Annotated in this window: 18 protein-coding genes and 1 pseudogene; 13 read left to right on the top strand and 6 right to left on the bottom strand. The window is 59.9% G+C overall.

Going from position 1 to position 18754, the window contains the following annotated elements:
- Positions 1 to 459, top strand: a 459-nt coding sequence (locus RMO15_RS32055; protein WP_309723026.1) for a TCP-1/cpn60 chaperonin family protein, incomplete at its 5' end; no start/stop codon positions are given.
- A 244-nt stretch (positions 460 to 703) separates the two neighbouring features.
- Entirely contained in the window at positions 704 to 955 is a 252-nt protein-coding gene (locus RMO15_RS32050) for a hypothetical protein (RefSeq protein WP_309723023.1), read from the top strand.
- Here RMO15_RS32050 and RMO15_RS32045 read toward each other — a convergent pair whose 3' ends face one another.
- A complete protein-coding gene (locus tag RMO15_RS32045; RefSeq protein ID WP_309723020.1) occupies positions 956 to 1396 on the bottom strand; it encodes a PIN domain-containing protein in 441 nt (146 codons plus the stop codon). It abuts the gene before it with no gap.
- The gene (locus tag RMO15_RS32040; RefSeq protein WP_309723019.1) at positions 1393 to 1584 is read right to left on the bottom strand and encodes a hypothetical protein; all 192 of its coding nucleotides are present in this window, start codon (positions 1582 to 1584) and stop codon (positions 1393 to 1395) included. Before RMO15_RS32040 ends, RMO15_RS32045 begins: the two co-directional genes overlap by 4 nt.
- Positions 1585 to 1637: 53 nt before the next feature.
- On the opposite strand from RMO15_RS32040, the gene RMO15_RS32035 reads away from it, so the two are divergent.
- The gene (locus RMO15_RS32035) at positions 1638 to 3059 is read left to right on the top strand and encodes a serine hydrolase (RefSeq protein WP_309723016.1); all 1422 of its coding nucleotides are present in this window, start codon (positions 1638 to 1640) and stop codon (positions 3057 to 3059) included.
- On the opposite strand, the gene RMO15_RS32030 is transcribed toward RMO15_RS32035, so the two are convergent.
- Complete coding sequence (locus tag RMO15_RS32030) at positions 3056 to 3853, bottom strand: BtpA/SgcQ family protein (protein ID WP_309723013.1); 798 nt, start codon at positions 3851 to 3853, stop codon at positions 3056 to 3058. The two genes, RMO15_RS32035 and RMO15_RS32030, sit on opposite strands and share 4 nt — an antisense overlap.
- 37 nt (positions 3854 to 3890) lie before the next feature.
- Here RMO15_RS32030 and RMO15_RS32025 point away from each other — a divergent pair, with 37 nt between their 5' ends.
- The 7 genes and pseudogenes from RMO15_RS32025 to RMO15_RS33540 form a co-directional block, all read left to right on the top strand.
- The gene (locus tag RMO15_RS32025) at positions 3891 to 6734 is read left to right on the top strand and encodes a glycoside hydrolase family 38 C-terminal domain-containing protein (protein WP_309723010.1); all 2844 of its coding nucleotides are present in this window, start codon (positions 3891 to 3893) and stop codon (positions 6732 to 6734) included.
- Positions 6731 to 7078 (top strand): arsenate reductase (glutaredoxin), encoded by a 348-nt coding sequence (gene arsC, locus RMO15_RS32020; protein ID WP_309723007.1) that lies wholly within the window; start codon positions 6731 to 6733, stop codon positions 7076 to 7078. Before RMO15_RS32025 ends, arsC begins: the two co-directional genes overlap by 4 nt.
- A gap of 10 nt (positions 7079 to 7088) precedes the next feature.
- Positions 7089 to 8180: a multiheme c-type cytochrome gene (locus tag RMO15_RS32015; RefSeq protein WP_309723004.1), complete on the top strand. Its 1092-nt coding sequence runs from the start codon at positions 7089 to 7091 to the stop codon at positions 8178 to 8180.
- 77 nt (positions 8181 to 8257) lie between these two features.
- On the top strand, positions 8258 to 10717 hold the full coding sequence (gene dnaX, locus RMO15_RS32010; RefSeq protein ID WP_309723001.1) for a DNA polymerase III subunit gamma/tau: 2460 nt from the start codon (positions 8258 to 8260) through the stop codon (positions 10715 to 10717).
- Positions 10718 to 10724: 7 nt separating this feature from the next.
- On the top strand, positions 10725 to 11111 hold the full coding sequence (locus RMO15_RS32005) for a YbaB/EbfC family nucleoid-associated protein (protein ID WP_309722998.1): 387 nt from the start codon (positions 10725 to 10727) through the stop codon (positions 11109 to 11111).
- 3 nt (positions 11112 to 11114) lie between these two features.
- The gene (gene recR / locus RMO15_RS32000; protein WP_309722994.1) at positions 11115 to 11714 is read left to right on the top strand and encodes a recombination mediator RecR; all 600 of its coding nucleotides are present in this window, start codon (positions 11115 to 11117) and stop codon (positions 11712 to 11714) included.
- 10 nt (positions 11715 to 11724) lie between these two features.
- Positions 11725 to 12390, top strand: a pseudogene (locus tag RMO15_RS33540) (DUF5009 domain-containing protein); the annotation flags it as partial.
- 11 nt (positions 12391 to 12401) lie between these two features.
- Here RMO15_RS33540 and RMO15_RS33535 read toward each other — a convergent pair.
- A complete protein-coding gene (locus tag RMO15_RS33535; protein ID WP_369016188.1) occupies positions 12402 to 12527 on the bottom strand; it encodes a hypothetical protein in 126 nt (41 codons plus the stop codon).
- Positions 12528 to 13091: 564 nt separating this feature from the next.
- On the opposite strand from RMO15_RS33535, the gene RMO15_RS31990 reads away from it, so the two are divergent.
- Both RMO15_RS31990 and RMO15_RS31985 read left to right on the top strand, forming a co-directional pair.
- The gene (locus RMO15_RS31990) at positions 13092 to 16367 is read left to right on the top strand and encodes a hypothetical protein (RefSeq protein ID WP_309722986.1); all 3276 of its coding nucleotides are present in this window, start codon (positions 13092 to 13094) and stop codon (positions 16365 to 16367) included.
- Positions 16364 to 17536: a geranylgeranyl reductase family protein gene (locus RMO15_RS31985; RefSeq protein WP_309722983.1), complete on the top strand. Its 1173-nt coding sequence runs from the start codon at positions 16364 to 16366 to the stop codon at positions 17534 to 17536. The genes RMO15_RS31990 and RMO15_RS31985 overlap by 4 nt, the downstream gene beginning before the upstream one ends.
- A 1-nt stretch (position 17537) precedes the next feature.
- On the opposite strand, the gene RMO15_RS31980 is transcribed toward RMO15_RS31985, so the two are convergent.
- Together RMO15_RS31980 and RMO15_RS31975 are read right to left on the bottom strand one after the other, a co-directional pair.
- Positions 17538 to 17939: an HNH endonuclease gene (locus RMO15_RS31980; RefSeq protein WP_309722981.1), complete on the bottom strand. Its 402-nt coding sequence runs from the start codon at positions 17937 to 17939 to the stop codon at positions 17538 to 17540.
- Positions 17936 to 18277 carry a hypothetical protein gene (locus RMO15_RS31975; protein WP_309722978.1) on the bottom strand — a complete coding sequence of 114 codons (342 nt, stop codon included), beginning with the start codon at positions 18275 to 18277 and terminating at the stop codon, positions 17936 to 17938. Before RMO15_RS31975 ends, RMO15_RS31980 begins: the two co-directional genes overlap by 4 nt.
- 27 nt (positions 18278 to 18304) lie before the next feature.
- Here RMO15_RS31975 and RMO15_RS31970 point away from each other — a divergent pair.
- Positions 18305 to 18754: 8-oxo-dGTP diphosphatase (locus RMO15_RS31970; RefSeq protein ID WP_309722976.1), on the top strand; the 450-nt coding region annotated here is incomplete at its 3' end.

The raw sequence follows: 18754 nt of genomic DNA, 5'->3' as shown, positions 1-18754 counted from the left end.
CGCATCGAGGACGCACTCTCCGCTACCCGCGCTGCGGTAGAAGAGGGTATTGTCGCCGGTGGTGGCCACGCTCTGGTAATTGCCGCCGACGCGATCAACCTGGACGACAAAGCAGGCGACGAGAAGATCGGCGCTCAGATCATCAAGAAAGCACTGGAGGCTCCGGCCCGCCAGATCGCCGAGAATGGTGGCAAAGAGGGCTCCGTCGTGGTGAACAATATTCGTGAGACCGGTATGGGCTACAACGCCGCCACCGACTCCTACGAAGACCTGCTCGCCGCTGGTGTGGTAGACCCGACCAAGGTAACGCGCTCTGCTCTACAGAACGCCTCCTCAATCGCGGGCCTCGTCCTTACCACCGAGTGCCTCATCGCCGAGCGCCCCGAGAAGGCAGCCCCTGCCTCCGGTGGCGGCGGCGGTGGCGGAATGCCTGGCATGGGCGGCATGGGCGGGTTCTAAAACCTGGCCTTCCTTCCCTTGCCCCTCCTCCCAACCCTGGGAGGAGGGGTTTTCTTTAATTATAGGAGTTACGGGGTTGGCCCCATTTTGCGAGGTAGGCTACTCCGTCAAACGGGGAGGCTGACGATTCAACTCTGTAACTCCTATCTCAAATGTCAACATTAGCACCTAATTTGATGGAAGAGAAGTATCAGGCGATCATTCTGCCTGGGAAACCCTAGCACCGACAAAGTTGTTTGGTGGAATGATACTGGCAGAGTTCAAGGCAACCGTACACCCCTCTATCGAGGCAAGACAGCGGATTCGGACGCTGGATGCACAGATGATGGACGCAATCAAAGACCGAGAAGTGGGCGATAAAGCCATAGCCGAGGCGGTAGAGCCGGTGGTCAATGGCGTTCGGGCGGATAAAACGGTAGGAGGCGCGGATGGGGCGCTCTACAAAGAGATGGGCTACATTCCCAAGTCTGAGCGCAATCCGCGAGCCTGCTGGTAGCTAAAACGGAGCTTCGACAGTCCAATCCTCGCAGACGCAGTCTGGGATTTGTTGGTAATGCCGCAGGTTTCTTGTGATGACGGTCAAGCCACGCTCGATGGCACTTGCGGCTATTTTACAGTCCGAACTCCCAACACGGCGAACGGCAGGGGGGAAACTGTAGTAGTGCTGGAGCATGTGTTCGTTGAAAGGGAGGACTTGGTAACTGGAAAGGTCTTCCAGAAGCGAGGCGAGCAGCGCATAACCTTGCGTCCCACGCTTGATTGTCTCCTCTCGGCGGATTAAGGAAAAAGCTCCCTGAAGGAACTCCTCGACAGTCACGATGCTTACCCAAATATTCTCTGGAGATGTTGCCGTCAGGCGCTCCATGAGAGGTTGTGGGGGAAACTCTGTACGAAAGAGAATGGAAATGATGTCTGTATCGAGCAGATACTCGTTCACGCCGCTTTCTCAACAGTGGGAAGAGGTGTGGGAATATCGGTGAGTGCATTGCTGGCTTCGCGTTGCTTTTTCATCTCTTCTTGAAGAGCATCCCAGAGCGGCTCGTTAGCATACTTCCCCACGGTTGCTAGATAGGGATTCGGCTTGCGTTTTGCTTTTGTCGAAGGTGTTAGGTTCGTTGTAGCCATAAGGAATTGTATCATTTCAGAGCGGCAGGTTTCTACGCAGGTACAATGCGGCTATGAACTCTGGAGATTCAACGAAGATAGAGGCGCTTGTTCAGCGGGCACTGCGGGTGACGGGGGCTCCGGGCGCGGCGCTGGCAGTGGTGACACCGGAGGGGAGCTATGTGCAGGGCTACGGGGTCAAGCGACTCGGTAGTGAGGATGCTGTCACGCCAGAGACGCTCTTTCCTATCGCCAGTGTGAGCAAGGCGTTTACGGCCACGGCCTGTGCGTGTTTAGTAGACGACGGAAAGCTGGGCTGGGACGATCCGGTTCGTAAGCACCTGCCCGCCTTCCGCCTACTCGATCCCGCCGCCGATGCCAACGTGACCATCCGCGATCTTCTCTGCCACCGCACCGGCCTGCCGCGCCACGACTCGCTCTGGTACCGGACGGAGCTTAAGCGCGATGAGATTTTGGCGCGCATGGCGTTTCTCAAGCCAACAGCGAGCTACCGGGGGCTGTATCAGTACAGCAATCTCTGCTTTGCGGCGGCGGGCGAGGCAGTCGCGGCGGCGTCTGGGATGCCCTACGAAGAGTTCCTCAAGTCGCGCGTGCTGGAGCCGCTGGGGCTGCACTCTGTGACGTTTTCGGGGCCGGGGTTGGTGGCAACCGAGAACCACGCCTGGCCGCACCAGAAGAAGAAAGGGAAAGTGACCGCGCTGGATGCGCCGCTGGATTTCTTCAATGTCGGCCCGGCAGGCTGTATCAACGCCAGTGTGGCGGAGCTAGTCGGCTGGCTGAAGTTCCAGCTCTCAGGCGGCGGTGAGGGTACGCCCGTGAGCCAGAAAAGCCTCGCGGAGACGCACACGCCGCAGATGATCGTCCCGTTTGACGACCTCACCCGCGAGCTCTACCCCGACCGAATGCACCAGACCTACGCACTGGGCTGGAGCCGCTTCGACTGGCAAGGGCATCTGGTGCTCTCCCATGGCGGCGCGATTGACGGCTTCCGCAGCCACTTGGTGGTCTGTCCCCGCGCAGGAGTCGCCTTTGTCGTCTTGGTCAATATGGCCAGCTACTTCCCGGAGATCGTCCGCAACAGCCTGCTAGATCTCTTGCTCGGGCTAAAGGGCGGGAAAAACTGGCACCAAGTCTTCCAGAAGCAGCTCCAAAAAGACAGCGAGAAAGCACGGGCGGATAAGAAGGCTAAAGCGCAGAAATGCCACAAGAACACCAAGCCCTCGCTGCCGCTTGCCAGCTACACTGGTACCTACTCCGACCCTGGCTACGGCACAGCCACGGTTCGCGAAGAATCTGGCAAGCTGCACCTCGCCTGGGAGGCGTTTGATGTGCCGCTCAAGCACTGGCACCACGACACGTTTATCACGGATACGGAGCAGCCCGGCTTTGCAAACTTGGACATTGTCTTCACGCTCAAGGCCAGCGGCAGTGTGGCGACGTTGAGCCTCTTTGAGCAGAGCCTGGTGAAGAACTAGCCCATTATCGCCTTAAGCGCCCGAACTTTCTCGGCATCTACGGGGGAGTCTACGGCGCCCACTTTCAGGCTACTGCCCACAATCGCGCCCGCTGCGCCTGCTTCCAGAAGCACGCGAGCGGTGGTGAGTCCGAAACCACTCCCTATCAAGACAGGCGTGCCAGGCACGGCTTGCGCGACGGCGGTGACATCGGCGGGGCTGGTGCCGCTGCCCGTGGCGCTCCCACTGACGATCAGGGCATCGGCCATGCCGCGAAGCACGGCGTCTTTGGCGGCATCTTGGATGGTCTGTGTTCCATCGCCAAGCTGCGCTGCGTGCTTGACAAAGACATCGGTGAATATCTGTATGTGCTCCGCCCCGAGCATCTTTCGGTAGAGAATGCCCTCCCGCGCCGCGCCCTCGATAATTCCCTGATCCGTGACGGCAGCACCTACCCAGACATTGACGCGGACAAACTGCGCCCCGACGATATGGGCAATCGCCAGGGCGCCTTTCGCATCGTTGCGAAGGCAGTTGATTCCCAGAGGAGTGTCGGGAGCAGCCTCACGCACCACTAAAGCCGCACGGGTCAGCGCGGCGAGCGTATGGGGCGGGACACTGTCTTTGGCAAAGGGCGCATCAAAGAAGTTCTCCACCATGATCGCGTCCACACCGCCCTCTCGCAAAGCACGCGCATCGGCATCCGCACGGCGCAGCACGCCCGCAAAGTCGCCGCGATCCCGAGGGCTCCCCGGTAGTGGCCCCAGATGCACCATTCCAATAAGACGCTTCCGCGCCCAGAAGTCTTTAAGCACGGAGGACATTGTAGCACAGCCAGCGAAGTAGACGGTTATGAACCCGATGACCTCGCCCCGTCTTTTGCGCACCGCCGCGCAGCCTGTGGAAGCGGCAAAAGCACTTCTGCGCCGTATTGGCTGTGAGCTCGATTTTGCCACAGCCTTTGTTTCACTGACCGGAAACTCGGAGTGGCCCGCGCTGATTGAACACGCGACGGCAGTTATCGAGGGCTGCACGGGCGATTTGGCTGCCGCCGTTGCCGAAGCGGAGGCGATTCTTACCCCGATTGGCGTGGCAGCAAAAGCCTACACGATTCACTGCGTCGGGCATGGGCATATCGACATGAACTGGATGTGGTCGTGGCAGGAGACGGTCGCCACAACCCACGATACGTTTCAGTCCGTGCTCCAGCTGATGCGCGAGTACCCGAGTTTGACATTTTCTCAGTCGCAGGCATCGGTCTATGCGCTGATGGAGAAGTACCACCCGGAACTGTTTGAGGAGATCAAACTACGCATCGCCGAGGGCCGCTGGGAGGTGACGGCGGTGCACTGGGTCGAGGGCGATAAAAACCTCGCGAGCGGCGAGAGCCTCGCACGGCACTTGCTTTACACGCGGCAGTACACCAAGGAAAAGTTCGGCCTGGACGCCGCCGACCTGCCACTGGACTGGGAACCTGACACCTTCGGCCATGCCAACACCATCCCGACGATTCTGGCCCAAGGCGGGGTGAAGTTTTACTATGCCTGTCGCCTCGGGGGCGGCTTTGATCACGCCGTGACCGGGGAGTTTCCGCGCCCCAAGCTCTTCTGGTGGCAAGGCCCCGATGGTAGCCGTGTGCTCGTCAACAAAGAGTCCACCTGGTACAACTCCTACGTCAATATCGGCGACAATATCGCGCTTCCCGCCGTGGAGTTTTTCAAAGATACACAGCTTACCGACTGGATCAATGTCTTTGGCATTGGGAACCATGGTGGCGGCCCAACCCGTGTGGAGATCGAGTATTTATTGGAGACGGCAACTTGGCCGATCTACCCCAGCGTCACGTTCGGTACGGCGAAAAACTGGTACGAGAAAGTGGCGGCGGGCGACTTGTCCCATCTGCCCGTACTAGACCATGAGCTCAACTACGAGTTCACCGGCTGCTACACCACCCAGACCCTCATTACGCAATCCAATAGATTCGGGGAGAACTACTGTGTGGAGGCCGAGACACTCGCTGCGATCACGGGCCGTGACTCTCGCACGCTCCTGCGGGAGGCCTGGATCAATATTCTCTTCAATCAGTTCCACGATATTCTCCCAGGCTCCGGTGTGCGCCAGACCCGTGAACACGCGATGGCGCTCTTCCAAGAAACCGGCGCGATCACGGGAGCGATCAAGCGCGAGGCAGGCAAGGCGCTGGCAACGAACCTCCCAACAAACTTGCTACTTCCCCCGTCGGACGGGGGGCAGGGGGTAGGGAATGCCTTCGCCAATGGTGCGGGCGCTGGGATCGGGGCGATGGAGTCGGGCCTCTCCAAGTCGGCGGGGGGCGGGAGCGTTCGCCCCTACGTCATCTACAACCCCTGTGCCTGGGAGCGTACCGAGGCGGTGACGGTTCGTCTCTACGACACGGGCTTTGAGCCAGGGCGAATTATCGCTCGCGATGAGCATGGCAATAATCACCCGACGTTCTTTCTGACGCGGGGTGATGACTGGGGGCACAGCTACATAGACGTGCTCTTCTTCGCGCAGAGTGTCCCCGCCACCGGCTACAAGACCTACGCGCTCTGTGAGGGAAAAGTGACGGTCGAGGCTCCTCAGGTCAAAGCTCTACCCCGCGATGTCTTTGAGACACCCTTTGGGATGCTGCGCTTCGACCGCTACAAAGGGGGGCTGGTCGAGGTGCATCATCAGGAGAGCGGGATCACGTTTCTCGAAGGCGACTTTGAGAGCCTGGGCGAGTGGGAACTCACCAAAGAGCAGCCGCGTGGAATGACCGCTTGGGTGCTGGGCGGACCGGTAGAGTCGCAGGCAGTGGCGGTCTCTGGGCATCATGTCCATGGTGTCACGCGAAACCGGGGGACCAGCTACCCAAGTGGGACAAGCATGGCCTATGTCGTGCACCAACAACTGAAAGTTCCTGGCACCAAGAGCACAATTAAAGTCCAGTATCTGATCCATGGCTTCGCGCCACGTGTGGATGTCACGGCGGAGATTGACTGGCGCGAGATCGGGGACGCGGAGCGGGGGATTCCCGGCCTACGTGTGCATTTCCCCTTTGATGGCTACGAAGGGCTCCCGATTCGCTTTGAGACCCCGTTTGGTAGTGTTGTGCGCGAGGACAGCGACGGCGAGGAGGTGCCTGGTCTGCGCTACACCCATGTCCCGCTCGATACGGGCGGCTTCACGCTCCTCAACGACAGCAAGTACGGTTTCATGGTCGAGGGCGGCAACCTGGCGATGCGTGTGATCCGCTCGTCCTTCGACCCGGATCATGCGCCCGAGGTCTGCAAGCACACGATCCGCTACTCCATGGTCTTCCACGACACCGATGTGGACGCATCGGACCTGACCCGCATGGGCGCGGCGTTTAACCATCCCCTGATCGCCTTTCCCGCAGGTGTCCACGAGGGAGAGGGGCCACTTTCAAAGAGCTTTGCCTCTGTCGAGACCCCTAATGTGCTGCTCACCAGCCTCAAAAAAGCCGAGGATGGCAACGGTATTGTTCTGCGCCTTGTCGAGTACGATGGTCAAGACTGCGAGGCCGTCGTCACGCTGGCCGAGGGCTTTGGCAAAACGGCAACTGTCACTGACCTGATGGAGAACCCGAGTGCGGGCGTGGCGAGCTTCGACGCCAGGACGCTACGGGTGCAGATTCGCGCCAACTCACTCGTGAGTGTTCGGCTGCAATGAACGTCACGATCTACCACAACCCCGCGTGCTCTAAGTCGCGGGCAACCCTGACGCTTCTCAGAGAGCGCGGCATTGAGCCGGTGATACGCCTCTATCTGCACGAGCCACTGACCGTGGCCGAGCTGGAGGATATTTTGGAGAAGCTGGGCAAGTCTCCCCGAGAGATTCTGCGAACGGGCGAAGAAGCCTACAAAACCCTAGGACTTTCTGAGCCTAGTCTCACGGACGAGCAGCTACTTCAAGCCCTAGCCGTGAACCCGATTCTCCTGGAGCGCCCGATTGTGGTCGTCGGTGAGCGAGCCGCTCTTGGGCGTCCACCCGAGAACGTCTTGGAGCTACTCTGAGGTTTGAACCATGCCAACGAAGAACTTCGGTAGGATCTTTCTCCCCCTTCTCGTTTTGTGGCTCGCTGCGTGCGGTCCCAAGGGTGCTGTCGCGCCTCAGGCAGGGAAGAAGACGGTTGAGGTTCCTGCGAAGGCCACGTTTGTGGGGGATGAGGCCTGTAGGCCCTGCCATGCGACCGAGTTTGCCAGCCACCAGACAGGGCGGCATAAGCTCAGCCTTTTTGATACCACCAAGTCGGCTCTGGGTACGATGGCACCGCCCGAAGGTGAGACCGAAAGCAACTTTGCTCTCCAGAGTATCGAGGATCAGCTCACGGTGATGATTCGCCTTCCCCAGCAGACTGAGCGCAGTGAAGTGCCACTCTCGCTGGCGATTGGTTCCGGGAAGTCCGGGATGACCTACCTGATCTTTGGGAAATCTCGCAGTGCGGTGCTTGGCCAGAGCTACTTTCCCTCGGAGAAAAAGTGGCATGCCACACCGGGACAAGAAGACGTGCCCAAGACCCAGCCGGGTGGGATCTACAATGCCGAAAAGACCCGTGAGTGTCTACGGTGTCATGTTGTCACCCTTCCACCTGACTCCATGGTGCCGGAGAAGCGCTTCTACGGGATTGGCTGTGAGTCTTGCCATGGCGAGGGAAGCCGCCATGCGGCGCTGATGCAAAATCAATCCAAGTCAGCCGATATCGGTCTTCGCTCGCTGATCGGGATGGGCGGTAAGGAGATGAACACGCTCTGTGGGCGCTGCCATCAGACCACTGCGATGGTTCTCAAGATGGATAAAAAGTACCAAAAGAGCACCAATCGCTTCCAGCCTTACGGTCTTTCCCTCAGCAAGTGCTTCCTCAAGAGCAACAATACTCTCACCTGTAGCACATGCCACAATCCGCACCAGAATGCTGAGACAGACTCAAAGCACTATGAAGCGGTCTGCGTGGACTGTCATAGTGGGGCAAGCACGGTGAAGAAGGCGTGTCCGGTGAACCCCAAAGCGAAGTGCGTCTCTTGCCACATGCCAAGTCGTGCTGTCTTCCCCAGCACCGCAGTCCCCACAAAGATGGCGGATCACTTTATTCGTATCTATAAAAATCTCCCCAAATAGGGCATAGCATCCACGAGATTCTGGTGGCGAAAACGAGTGTTTTTTCGACCTGTCGGGTGGTACAATAAACGCGCTTTATGGCTTACCAATCGCTCTACCGAAAGTACCGTCCCCAGACCTTCGCCGACGTGGTCGGGCAGGAGCATGTGGTGCGTACCCTCCAGAACGCCATCACGTCGGAGCGTATCGCCCACGGCTATCTTTTTACGGGAACCCGAGGTACGGCCAAGACCACTATTGCCCGTCTTCTGGCAAAAGCGCTGAACTGCCTTTCGGGCGGTGACAAAGGCCCGGTTGCGGAGCCCTGCAACGCCTGCGATGCCTGCAAAGAGATCACGGCGGGAAGCTGCATTGATGTCATTGAGCTCGATGCCGCCAGCCACCGTGGGGTCGCCGATATTGAGGAAGTGCGCAAGCAAGTGGGCTACGGCCCGATGGAGTTTCGCTACAAGGTCTTTATCATTGACGAGGCCCACCAGCTCTCTAGCGATGCCAAAGATGCGTTCTTAAAGACTCTTGAGGAGCCGCCGCCGGGTGTGGTTTTTATTCTCGCCACCACCGAGCCACAGTCTATTCCGATTACGATCCGCTCGCGCTGCCAGCAGTTTGACTTTAAGCGCGGCTCGCTTCTGGATATCTCCAAGCGCCTGAAGTATGTTTTAGACACCGAGCAAATCCCCTACAGTCCCGAGGCGATCAACTTAGTCGCCCGTGGTGCGGAGGGGAGCTACCGCGACTCGCTCTCGCTCCTAGAGCAAGTTCTGGCGTTCTCGCCCAAACAGATCACGGCGGCTTCTGTGGAGAGCGTCTTAGGAACTCTCGACACCGAGCAGCTTGCCCGCGTCACCGACTGCGTCGCCCGCCGTGATGCGCCGGGTGTTCTGGCACTTGCCGGGGAGATTCTGGACTCTGGCAAAGAAGCCCGGACACTGCTCAAGACCCTCGCAGGGCACTTTCGCGACCTGCTCTTAGTGGCCGTCGGTGGCCCTGCGGCAGCCTCTGAGCTGGCTCCCGAAGATGTGGCACGTTTGCAGGGTCAGGTGAAGTACTTCGCGCCCCAGCAGATCCTCAAGGCAATTGACCTTCTCAATGAGGCGCAAGGGGAGACGCGCTGGAACAACCAGCACCGCCTGCTGACCGAACTGACCTTCCTGAAACTCATGACCATCGGTGAGGCGCCTGACCAGCCCTTCATGACGGCTCCCATTGTCTTCGCACAGCCAGTTACTCTCCCTGAGCCGTCTCTCTCCGCAGCCCCCTCACCTAAAGTTAAGGAGGAGCCTGAACCGGAGATGGCGGACGAAGAACCGGATCCTGTTTTGGAAGCCGCCCTGGAGCGCAGCGAAGACGAAGAGGTACCGTCGCTGAGTGCAAGCTACTTCGCCGACGATGAAGTTGCACCGGATGACGAAGACGATTTCGAGCCCGAGCCCGATCTGCCCACTGTGGTGGAGACGGAACCAGAGCCGGAGCCCGTGCCTGCGGAGAAGCCGCAAGCTCCGCCTGTGGCTCCTGCCGCTGAGAGTTTTTCGCTCTTCGACGACGACCCCGCTCCTCTGCCTGCGCCGCCCAAGCCTGCTCCTGTCAAGGAGCCGGAAAACGATGGCCTGAGCCTCTTTGATCTCTCGGGCAAAAAGCTCGTACCCGAGGTGTCCGAGATACCGGAGGTCGTGGTGCCTAAGCCGCAGGCGAAAGTGGAGCATCTGGTTGAGGACGAGGATGACTACCCGCCGCCACTCGATGATTTTCCGCCACCGCTTGAGCTGGACGACGACTACGCACCAGTCATCGTTGCAGTGCCTCCGAAACCGGCACCCGTGTACACCCCTGCTCCTGTACCGGATCCCGATCCTGAACCGGAACCTGAGCCAGCCCCTGACCCAGAGCTGGAGCTCTCTGACCCGCGCATCACCTTGCCCGCGGTTCAGCGCGCGTGGCCTACTTTTCTCGTGCAGGCGGAGAAGTTCTCGAAAAAGACCAGTGTTATGATGTCGGGAGCTGTTCCCGTGGAGGTCGTCGGGCGAACCGTGGTGCTCGCGTTCTCGCAGCGGATGAACTACGACATGATGAACGCACCTAAGCAGCTGGAGTTTGTCCGCAAGCTCCTTGCCAAGGTGATAGACCCTGCTTTGGGAAGTGTGGCGATCCGTTTTGAGCTGGCGGAGAATGCCCCGCCGCCGCCGCAACGCGCGATTGCACGTCAGACCGTGCGCCGTGACCCCCTGGCCGAGATCGAGGCACTGGGACGAGAAGAGGTTCAAGAGATAGCCGACAGCGCACCTGCCTGGACGCCTCCTGCTCCCGTTTCTACGCCACGCCCCGAGCGCGTGACGGAGAAGCGCGAGGGTTGGAATACGGCACGCTTTTCCCCGCAGGGCGAACCTGCCCCCCCTCCCGATCTCCCGCAGGGGCTGGCGGGACAGGATGCGGAGCTTGTGGCTGCGGCGGCACCCGGCTCACACAAGGCGCAGGCACTCTCTGAGCTGCTCGTGCAAGAGATTCTCTCCACGTTTGGTGGGGAGATTATTGAAGGATAGATTCATTATGGCAAATGTGTTTGGTAAGAACAAAGGCCAGGGCGGGGGATTTCCCGGTCTTGGTGGCGGTGGGGCTCAGGGCGGTATGGCCGCGATGATCCAGCAAGTACAGAAGAAGATGTACGAAGACGCCGAGAAGATGGGCGAGCGCCTCGATGAGGCTCGGATCGAAGGCTCGGCGGGCGGCGGCTCGGTGAAGTCCGTGGTGGACGGCAACGGGAAGCTGATGAGTGTCACCATTGATCCCAGTGTGCTGGAAGACAAAGACGCGGAGATGCTGCAAGACCTGGTGCTGACGGCGATCAACCAAGCGCTGGATAAGGCATCGGACTTGCGTGAGTCGGAGCAGAAGAACCTCATGCCTGCGGGCCTGAATATCCCCGGTCTGTTTTAGAAAATGGCACAGTACGCCAAGCCGCTCGCCCGGCTCGTCGCCGAGTTCGAGCGCCTGCCCGGAATCGGTCCCAAGTCGGCGCAGCGGCTGGCGTTCTATGTCCTGCGCCTCTCCGATGATGAGGCGCAAGGTCTCGCCAATGCCATCACGGAGGTCAAAGCCGCCGTGGGCTACTGCGAGAGCTGCTACAACTTCACTGACCAAAAACTCTGTGAAATCTGTCGCGACCCCCGCCGTGATGAAGCGACGATCTGCGTTGTCTCGGACCCGCGCGACTTGATGGCTCTGGAGCGCATGAGTGAGTTTCGTGGCAAGTACCACGTGCTCGGCGGGGTGCTCGCCCCGATGGAGGGCATTGGCCCCGATCAGCTGAAAGTCCGCGAGCTACTGGCACGTCTGACGGGTGGCCATGTCAAAGAAATTGTCGTCGCCACCAACCCCACGGTCGAGGGCGACGCTACGGCGATCTACCTTGCCAATCTTCTGCGCCCGCTCGGCCCTAAGATTACCCGAATCGCGCACGGCGTTCCCGTTGGCGGCGACTTGGACTACGCCGATCAAGCGACGCTGATCCAAGCCTTCGAGGGACGGCGCGAACTGTAGCCCTCTCACTGTGAATCTTCCGCCTTCGCAAACACCTCCACAAAGTCGAATTGCCTCCATTGATGTTCTGCGGGGACTGACGATTCTCGTCATGATCTTCGTCAACGATGTGGGCGGGGTCACTGGGGTGCCAGGGTGGATGAAGCACGTCGAGCCTCCCGATGCCGATGGGATGACCTTTGTGGACGTGGTCTTTCCCGCGTTTTTGTTTATCGTGGGGATGTCTATCCCGCTTTCTCTGGGGAAGTACCTGCAAAGTGGCAAGTCGCTCCTCGCGGCGCAAAAGCAGATCCTGCTGCGCACGCTCGGGCTCTTGACCGTCGGGGTGTTTATGGTCAACGAAGACACCTACAGTAAGGCGGCGCTTCTGCCCAAGCCAGTCTGGACGCTCCTGGTGTACCTGGGCATTATTCTGCTGTGGAACCGGCCCTCGGCGGCGGAGAGTGCGTGGCGGAAGTTTGACCTTTGGCGGCGGATTCTCGGGGGGCTTGTCTTGTTGGCAATGGCCTTTCTCTATCGAGGCGAGGGGGAGCGCTCCTGGATGGAGCTTCGCCCGCAGTGGTGGGGCATTATTGGGCTGATCGGGTGGGCCAGCCTGGTGGCGTCCTATGTCTATCTGGCGGCGCGAAACCAGCTCAGTGGTCTGATCGGCGCGATTGCCTTGCTCTGCTGCCTGAGCTTCGCAGATCACCAGGGTTGCTTGCCGTCGTGGTGGCTCTTCCAGTACGTGGACGTGGCCTCGGCGCTGGCCTCGCAACCTGCCATCGTGGTGGCGGGCGTCGTTGCGGGCGTGGTGCTCTCGCCGCAGTCCACGATCCAAGCCCCCCGCGAGAGAGTGCGCTGGCTGGCGCTCTACGGCGCGGGTCTGGCCCTTGCGGCGCATCTCTTGCACACGCTCCACGAGCTGCACCCGATGTTCTTTATCAATAAGATCAACGCCACGGTTCCTTGGGGGCTCTGGTGCTCGGCGATCACGATCTGGGTGTGGTGCGTGATCTATGGGATGGTGGACATGCGCGGCTGGCGGCGTGGGGTATTTCTGGTCGCCCCGGCGGGTGAGAACTCTCTCTTTGCCTACATTCTCGTGCCGATCCTCTACGCTCTCTTTGATCTCTGGGAGCTTGTCTTCGGAGCCCCACTGCCTTACTGGAGCCTAGGGGATCAGCTCACCACGGGCATCCTGCGCTCCTTTGTTCTGGCGTGCGCGGTCGTGTGGATCACTGGTGGCCTGCGCCGCATCGGTGTCCAGCCCCGAATCTAGCGAACCCACCTGCCTTTACCCACCCTCCTCGTTCCTCGGCACCCTCCCTCAGGGCAGGGAGGGTTGAGGGACGAGGGTATCCTGTAACTTTCCGTAATCGGGTACTCTCTAAGCGGATGACTATGCTCAGAAATACCTTTGCCGCTGCGGCGGCGCTTGCCCTACTTCTGCCGGGAGCGGCTCTCGCACAGGCTCCCGCGCCCGCATTGCCTCAGGCGGAGGCGCGCTTCACCTACGATGCCAACTACCTCTATGCCACGTTTCAGGTGGACGATGCCCAGCTTCTAGGAGTGCACCAGGAGCCGATGGCGAAAAACATCGAGGACGATGACGGCGTGGGGCTCTATCTCAAGATCGGTGATGCTCCCGTGCGGGCCATGCTGGTCTCGGTGGCGGGGGGCTTTACGTTTTTAGAGAACGGGGCACCCAAGCCACTTTTTAGTGTGAAGTTTGGGGTGACGCGCAAGGGAACCCTGAATCGCCTCGATGACACGGACAAGGGCTACACGGTTGAGCTGGCGATTCCCTGGGATGCGCTGGGGGTAGACGGTAAGAAAGCCGCGACGACAACAATTTCCTATGCCGCCGCGGTGCGTAAAAAAGGCGTCCCCACGCCCGCTATTTTTCCCGCAACAGCGGTGCTAGACAAGGCTGAGAGCTTTGGGCCGCTGGCGCTTCAGGCATCGGTGACGGCTCCCTTTATTGACGGCGAGCAGAAGATCGGGGAGTGGCCGGGAGCCAGTGTCCGCTTTGCCGTCCCTGCCCCGCCTGTTCAAGCATCCGTAGGGCCTGTGGCTCCCGCCGCGCTCGACCCTGACCAGACAACGGCCTCTGCCCTGCCTGCCAATGGCGCACGTGAGCGGCGGCTCTTTGCACGGCTCTCACTCGCCTACCAGGGCGATATTACCAAGATCACCTTCCCGCCTCAGGGAATTATCGGAGCCAATGGGACATTTGTTCCAGTGGATCAGCCCGCCAATGGCTTTGGTCCCTGGTACTCTGCCGACCGGGTCGGCTGGGCACGTACCGAGCTAGCGCAGCTCCGTCGCACGGGGGTGCAGGTGGCGCTGGCACAGCTCAGTAGCCCGGATATCGCAACCGGGCCGCTGGAAGAGAAAGCGCTTGCCGTGCTCGTGGCAGCCTGTCGCGAGATGCAACAAGAGCGCCAGGCATTTCCACTGCTAGGTCTCTGGCTGGACATGGCGCAGATCAAGGGCGATCTCTACCCGGCCATTAGCCGCTGGTTCTCTCTTGTGCCGCCCGAGCTACGAGCTACGGTTCGTGTGGGGGGAATCTCGGTCTACCCGGTCTTTCTCTCCGATGCGAGCACTCTAACTCCCGAAGTGGCAGCGGCACTGCGCCAGACATTTGCACAAGAGTTTGGGGCGATATCGGGTGGGATTAGTATCGCGGTCGGGCTACCCTTTGCCAGTGTCTCACCGGGCGGGCACGAGCCGTTTGTCATGCGCCGCTCTGGGGAGGCGCTTGCTCAGTCCTGGGAGAAGGCCCGCAACAGTGGCGAGCCGTGGGTGGTTCTGGACTCCTGGAACGACTTTACCCGAGGCACCGAGCTCGCTCCTTCGCGCCAGTACGGCGACTTTTACACGGAACTGACCCGCCGCCTCGCCACGATTCCCGATGCCAATAAAAACGCGCTCCTTCAGTTTGGTATGCTGGATCTACCTCGGAAGCTCGCCGCGGGGACTCTGACCGCACTGCCGATTCCTCTCACTAACATCGGTGGAAAAGCCCTCAGCCTCGATGACTCCGTGCAGGTGGGCTATCGCTGGATGCAGGGCGAGACTGTAGTTGCCGAGGGGCCGGTGCGCGTTCCCTTGCGGGAGTCGCTCTTGCCTGGCTTCTTCACCACCGTCTCGCTGGGAGTTGCTACCATCAAAGGTGATGGGACGCCTCTGCCGACAGGAAACTACGAGCTAAGCCTGGAGTTACTGGCTCCCGGCGAGCGTACCGGGATTCGTTTGCCTGTTCGTGTGGAAGAAAAGCTCACCGATACCGTGCAGTTTGACCACTCGACTCTCTCGCCGCTTCTTCGGACAGGAGGCAAGTTCCCCACTACCGTGCGCCTGCGCTGGCTCGGTAAAGAAGCACTAGCTCCCGCAGATGCCCAGCTTCTCTACCAGATCTTAAGCAACGATGGCAAAGAGGTGCTCTCCTCAGGCTCAGCGGCGGTGGGAAGTGCTCTTAAGCCGGGGATCTGGACAGATCTTCCGATCATGGTTGCACTCACCGACAAGGATGGCGCACCGCTGGAGCCTGCCTACCCGGAGCGGCGGCTGGAGTCGGCTGATATTCGGAAAGCGGGCTATCGCGTTCGCTGGGCACTCTCTCGTCTGGGCACAATCAATCCCATCCAGGGAGTCTACGAAGAGCGCGTGGCGGTCTACCCCGGCGACGATGACGCGCGCCTCTTGCTGGCACCCGATGCGAAGCTCGTGGATTCTGTCGAGGCGGAGAAAACTGTCTCGGTCAAAGTGACACTGATTAACCGTGGACTGAAGCGCTGGGACAAGGGCCGCGTCGCCGTGACAGGCCGCTGGTTTCAGGCCGATGGCTTGAGGGCTCCTCAGGGGCGGGCGATCCTGAATGCGTTTCTGGAGCATGAGGTTGCCCCCGGCGAGTCCATTGATATCACCGCAGAGATTGCCGTCCCCGAGAGGCCGGGCCGGTATGTACTGGTGCTCTTCGCGCTTCGTCCCCCGGAAGTTGTCTTTGCCATGCACCCGATCAGTCGCACTGGAGACATGCTCATGGTGCCCCTCAATGTTACGGGAGGGCGGCAGGCGCCCCTTGACCTGACAGCACTGTACGATACCGACGGGGTCTCGTCCGAGGCACGTGCACGGGATGGTGATCTGGATGGAGCGGGGCTAACAATTCCTGCCGAGTGGTTCCCCAGCGACCGCTACGGTCTAAACCAAGGAAATCCCATCGTTCCCTCTGGCTACTTTGCCGATATTTCCTCAGCGGCGGCTCGTAGTATCAGCTTTCGCTACGGCTCCAGTGGCGATGGTCAGAAGAACGTGATCTCGTGCAACGAGCAGGTCATCCGCGTTCCCAAAGGCAAGTTCTTCGCCGCGCACATGGCGGTTGTAGCGACAGGAGGGGAGCGCAACCTAAGCGTTCTGCTAACCTACAAAGATGGCACGACCGAGGTGCTCAAGCGCGTCCTGCGCGATATTGCCACACCGGAAGCTGCGGATGAGGCCGTGGCCTTCACCACGCCTCGCCAGCGCCGCCCCGACGGAGATAAGGCGGGCATGCTCACCATTCGGCATATCATCTTCCCTATAGCCGTTACCAAGGAGCTTGTTTCCATCACGCTCACCCGCGATCCCAAGATCAAGATCTTTGCGGTAACATTAGAGAAATGATTTATGATGTGATTGTTGTGGGCGCGGGGCCGGGCGGGGCTATGTGCGCCTGGAAGTGTGCTGAGCGCGGGATGACGGTCTTGCTACTCGACCGCGCCCCGAGCCTTCCGCGCTACAAGCCCTGCGGCGGGGGGATTCCCTCGTCGCTGGTGCGCCATGTGGAGGGTCTGGAGCCCGAGAAGTTCACGGATCTCACCGTGACTAAGCTGCGACACACCTGGCGCGGCAAGTCGCCAGTGCTCGCCGAGATGACCTGTAGCAACGGAGAGCCCGCCCAGGTCTGGATGGTCATGCGCTCCAAGTTTGACACCTATCTGGTCGAGAAAGCCCAGGCGGCAGGTGCGACGCTCAAGCTCGGCGTGAAAGTCAGCGATGTGACGGTTCAAAGTGACGGAGTTACGGTCACTGCGGGCGAGGAGAGCTGGACTGCCCGCTACGTGGTTGGGGCCGATGGTGCGAAAGGCATTGTCGGAGCCCGCGCGGGACTGCGCCTAGGCAAGCGCTGGGGAATCGCAAGAGAAGTCGAGATACCTTTTGAGTACACCGAAAGCGCGGGCGTGCTTAAAGATGCTTGTTACCTTGACTACGGCTCGGTGAAGAACGGCTACGCTTGGATCTTCCCCAAGACGGGCTACCTCTCCGTGGGGGCAGGAATGCTCGTGCCGCGTCAGCCCAAAGCCGAGCAAAATGTCGGCAAGATCCTGATGGACGCCATCCATGTGATGCTCGGCTCCGTTGGGATGACCTACCCCGAAGGCATAGATGCCCCCAAGCTCTGGGCGCACCCGATTCCCTTCTGGACCGGCATTGAGCCGCTCGCCACCAAAGACGGGCGAGTGTTGTTAGTCGGCGATGCCGCAGGTGTTGTCCAGCCGCTCTTTGGCGAGGGCATCCAGTACGCTGTCCGTACGGGCAACATCGCCGCGCAGCACCTCGCCGAAAACACCACTGAGAGCTACACCGAGGCCGTCAAGCTAGAGCTGGCCGGAGAGTTCGATGCGGCATTGCGTGTCGGAAAAGTCTTCCACCGCACGCCCTATCTCTCCTACAAGCTCGGCGTCAAGAACCCCGCAGGCACCAAGCTCGTCGGGCGGCTCATGTCCGGCGAAGTCTCACTGGAGCACCTAGAGCAACGCATCTACGACAAGCTCAAGAATCCGTTTAAGTAAACTACGGGAAAATATTGAGGAGGATCCAGCGTGAGCGAGCTTCGCACTGGTAGTCCGCATTGAGTAAGAGTCGCTCTACGGTGGCCCTCCCGACGGGAGTAATTCCCTGGATCTGGTAGGTGGTGGGATCGAAGCGGAAGTGCTCGGCCCAGATGTCTTGCCGAGGATGGAAGAGGGGGACAACTGTGCCTGTCTCGGGATCGGAGGCGGACTCAAAGTAGGACTTAAAACTGTTGCAAGCGCGACAGGCAAGTGCTAAGTTACTGAGATCGCTTGTGCCTGAGCTGGCCTGTGGGACGATATGTTCTACCTCAAAACGAAAGTTAAAGATGATCTCCGGAGCTCGGCAGTACTCACAGCGGTGCTCGGCGCGTGCGGCAACAAGTGGATAGAGTGCGTTCATGCGGCTTGAGCAACCAGAGCGTCACTGCGCTGGATTGTGGCACGGAACTCTTGGGCGATTAAATCCCTAAGCTCTGTTGTCTCCATGGGGCTCAGGCTCTCTAAAGAGGACTTTGCCTTTCCCTGGAGCTCTTGCAGACGCTCAAAGTTTTTCTGGGTAAAGAAGTGATCGGGACAATTCTGACGCACCAAAAGGAGCGGTGTTTGGGGATCGTCGAGCTGGTTGAGAAGCTGGTCAAGTGCTGCACCTAAGGTTGCACCTTTCCCATGCGTGCCATTAAGACGAGCTTCATAGCTGTCACGGGTTTCGTCTTGTGAGATCACAATTACCTGACTCATAGCAAGAATATGGTATCACAGAGAGATATGCCGTACACGCCGATTCTTGCCACGCTGGGCTATGTGCTCTCGCCCGACCGTCAGAAAGTGCTTCTGATCCACCGAAATGCCCGCCCGGACGACCCTGCGCTGGGCAAGTACAATGGCCTCGGTGGAAAGCTGGAGCCGACCGAAGATGCTGCGGCGGGGATGAAGCGCGAGCTTTTCGAGGAAGCGGGAGTTCAGGCGACGGCCATGACGCTTCGAGGAACGGTTTCCTGGCCGGGATTTGGAAAGAGTGGCGAGGACTGGTTCGGGTTTATCTTCGTGGTTACCGAGTTCACGGGCGAGGTGAGCGTCGGTAATAATGAAGGCACCCTGAGCTGGCAGCCACTGGAGAAACTAATCGCGTGCGAGCTGCCCCTCTGGCCGGGCGACAGGCACTTTCTCCCGCTGGTTTTTGACAACGACCCACGTCCGTTTCACGGGGTCATGCCC

Origin of the sequence: Armatimonas sp., from assembly GCF_031410135.1 — a bacterium.
In the GTDB taxonomy this organism is placed as follows: domain Bacteria; phylum Armatimonadota; class Armatimonadia; order Armatimonadales; family Armatimonadaceae; genus Armatimonas.
Note: the sequence above shows the minus strand (reverse complement) of the source record. Positions and strands in the feature narration are given on the sequence as shown.

What these genes read in the sequence shown, in the direction of transcription:
- RMO15_RS31975 (WP_309722978.1), bottom strand. Translation starts at nt 18,277, where the DNA reads ATGAGTCAGGTAATTGTGATCTCACAAGACGAAACCCGTGACAGCTAT.
- RMO15_RS31985 (WP_309722983.1), top strand. Translation starts at nt 16,364, where the DNA reads ATGATTTATGATGTGATTGTTGTGGGCGCGGGGCCGGGCGGGGCTATG.
- RMO15_RS32025 (WP_309723010.1), top strand. Translation starts at nt 3,891, where the DNA reads ATGAACCCGATGACCTCGCCCCGTCTTTTGCGCACCGCCGCGCAGCCT.
- RMO15_RS31980 (WP_309722981.1), bottom strand. Translation starts at nt 17,939, where the DNA reads ATGAACGCACTCTATCCACTTGTTGCCGCACGCGCCGAGCACCGCTGT.
- RMO15_RS32015 (WP_309723004.1), top strand. Translation starts at nt 7,089, where the DNA reads ATGCCAACGAAGAACTTCGGTAGGATCTTTCTCCCCCTTCTCGTTTTG.
- RMO15_RS32005 (WP_309722998.1), top strand. Translation starts at nt 10,725, where the DNA reads ATGGCAAATGTGTTTGGTAAGAACAAAGGCCAGGGCGGGGGATTTCCC.
- RMO15_RS32035 (WP_309723016.1), top strand. Translation starts at nt 1,638, where the DNA reads ATGAACTCTGGAGATTCAACGAAGATAGAGGCGCTTGTTCAGCGGGCA.
- dnaX (WP_309723001.1), top strand. Translation starts at nt 8,258, where the DNA reads ATGGCTTACCAATCGCTCTACCGAAAGTACCGTCCCCAGACCTTCGCC.
- RMO15_RS31990 (WP_309722986.1), top strand. Translation starts at nt 13,092, where the DNA reads ATGACTATGCTCAGAAATACCTTTGCCGCTGCGGCGGCGCTTGCCCTA.
- RMO15_RS32040 (WP_309723019.1), bottom strand. Translation starts at nt 1,584, where the DNA reads ATGGCTACAACGAACCTAACACCTTCGACAAAAGCAAAACGCAAGCCG.
- recR (WP_309722994.1), top strand. Translation starts at nt 11,115, where the DNA reads ATGGCACAGTACGCCAAGCCGCTCGCCCGGCTCGTCGCCGAGTTCGAG.
- arsC (WP_309723007.1), top strand. Translation starts at nt 6,731, where the DNA reads ATGAACGTCACGATCTACCACAACCCCGCGTGCTCTAAGTCGCGGGCA.
- RMO15_RS32050 (WP_309723023.1), top strand. Translation starts at nt 704, where the DNA reads ATGATACTGGCAGAGTTCAAGGCAACCGTACACCCCTCTATCGAGGCA.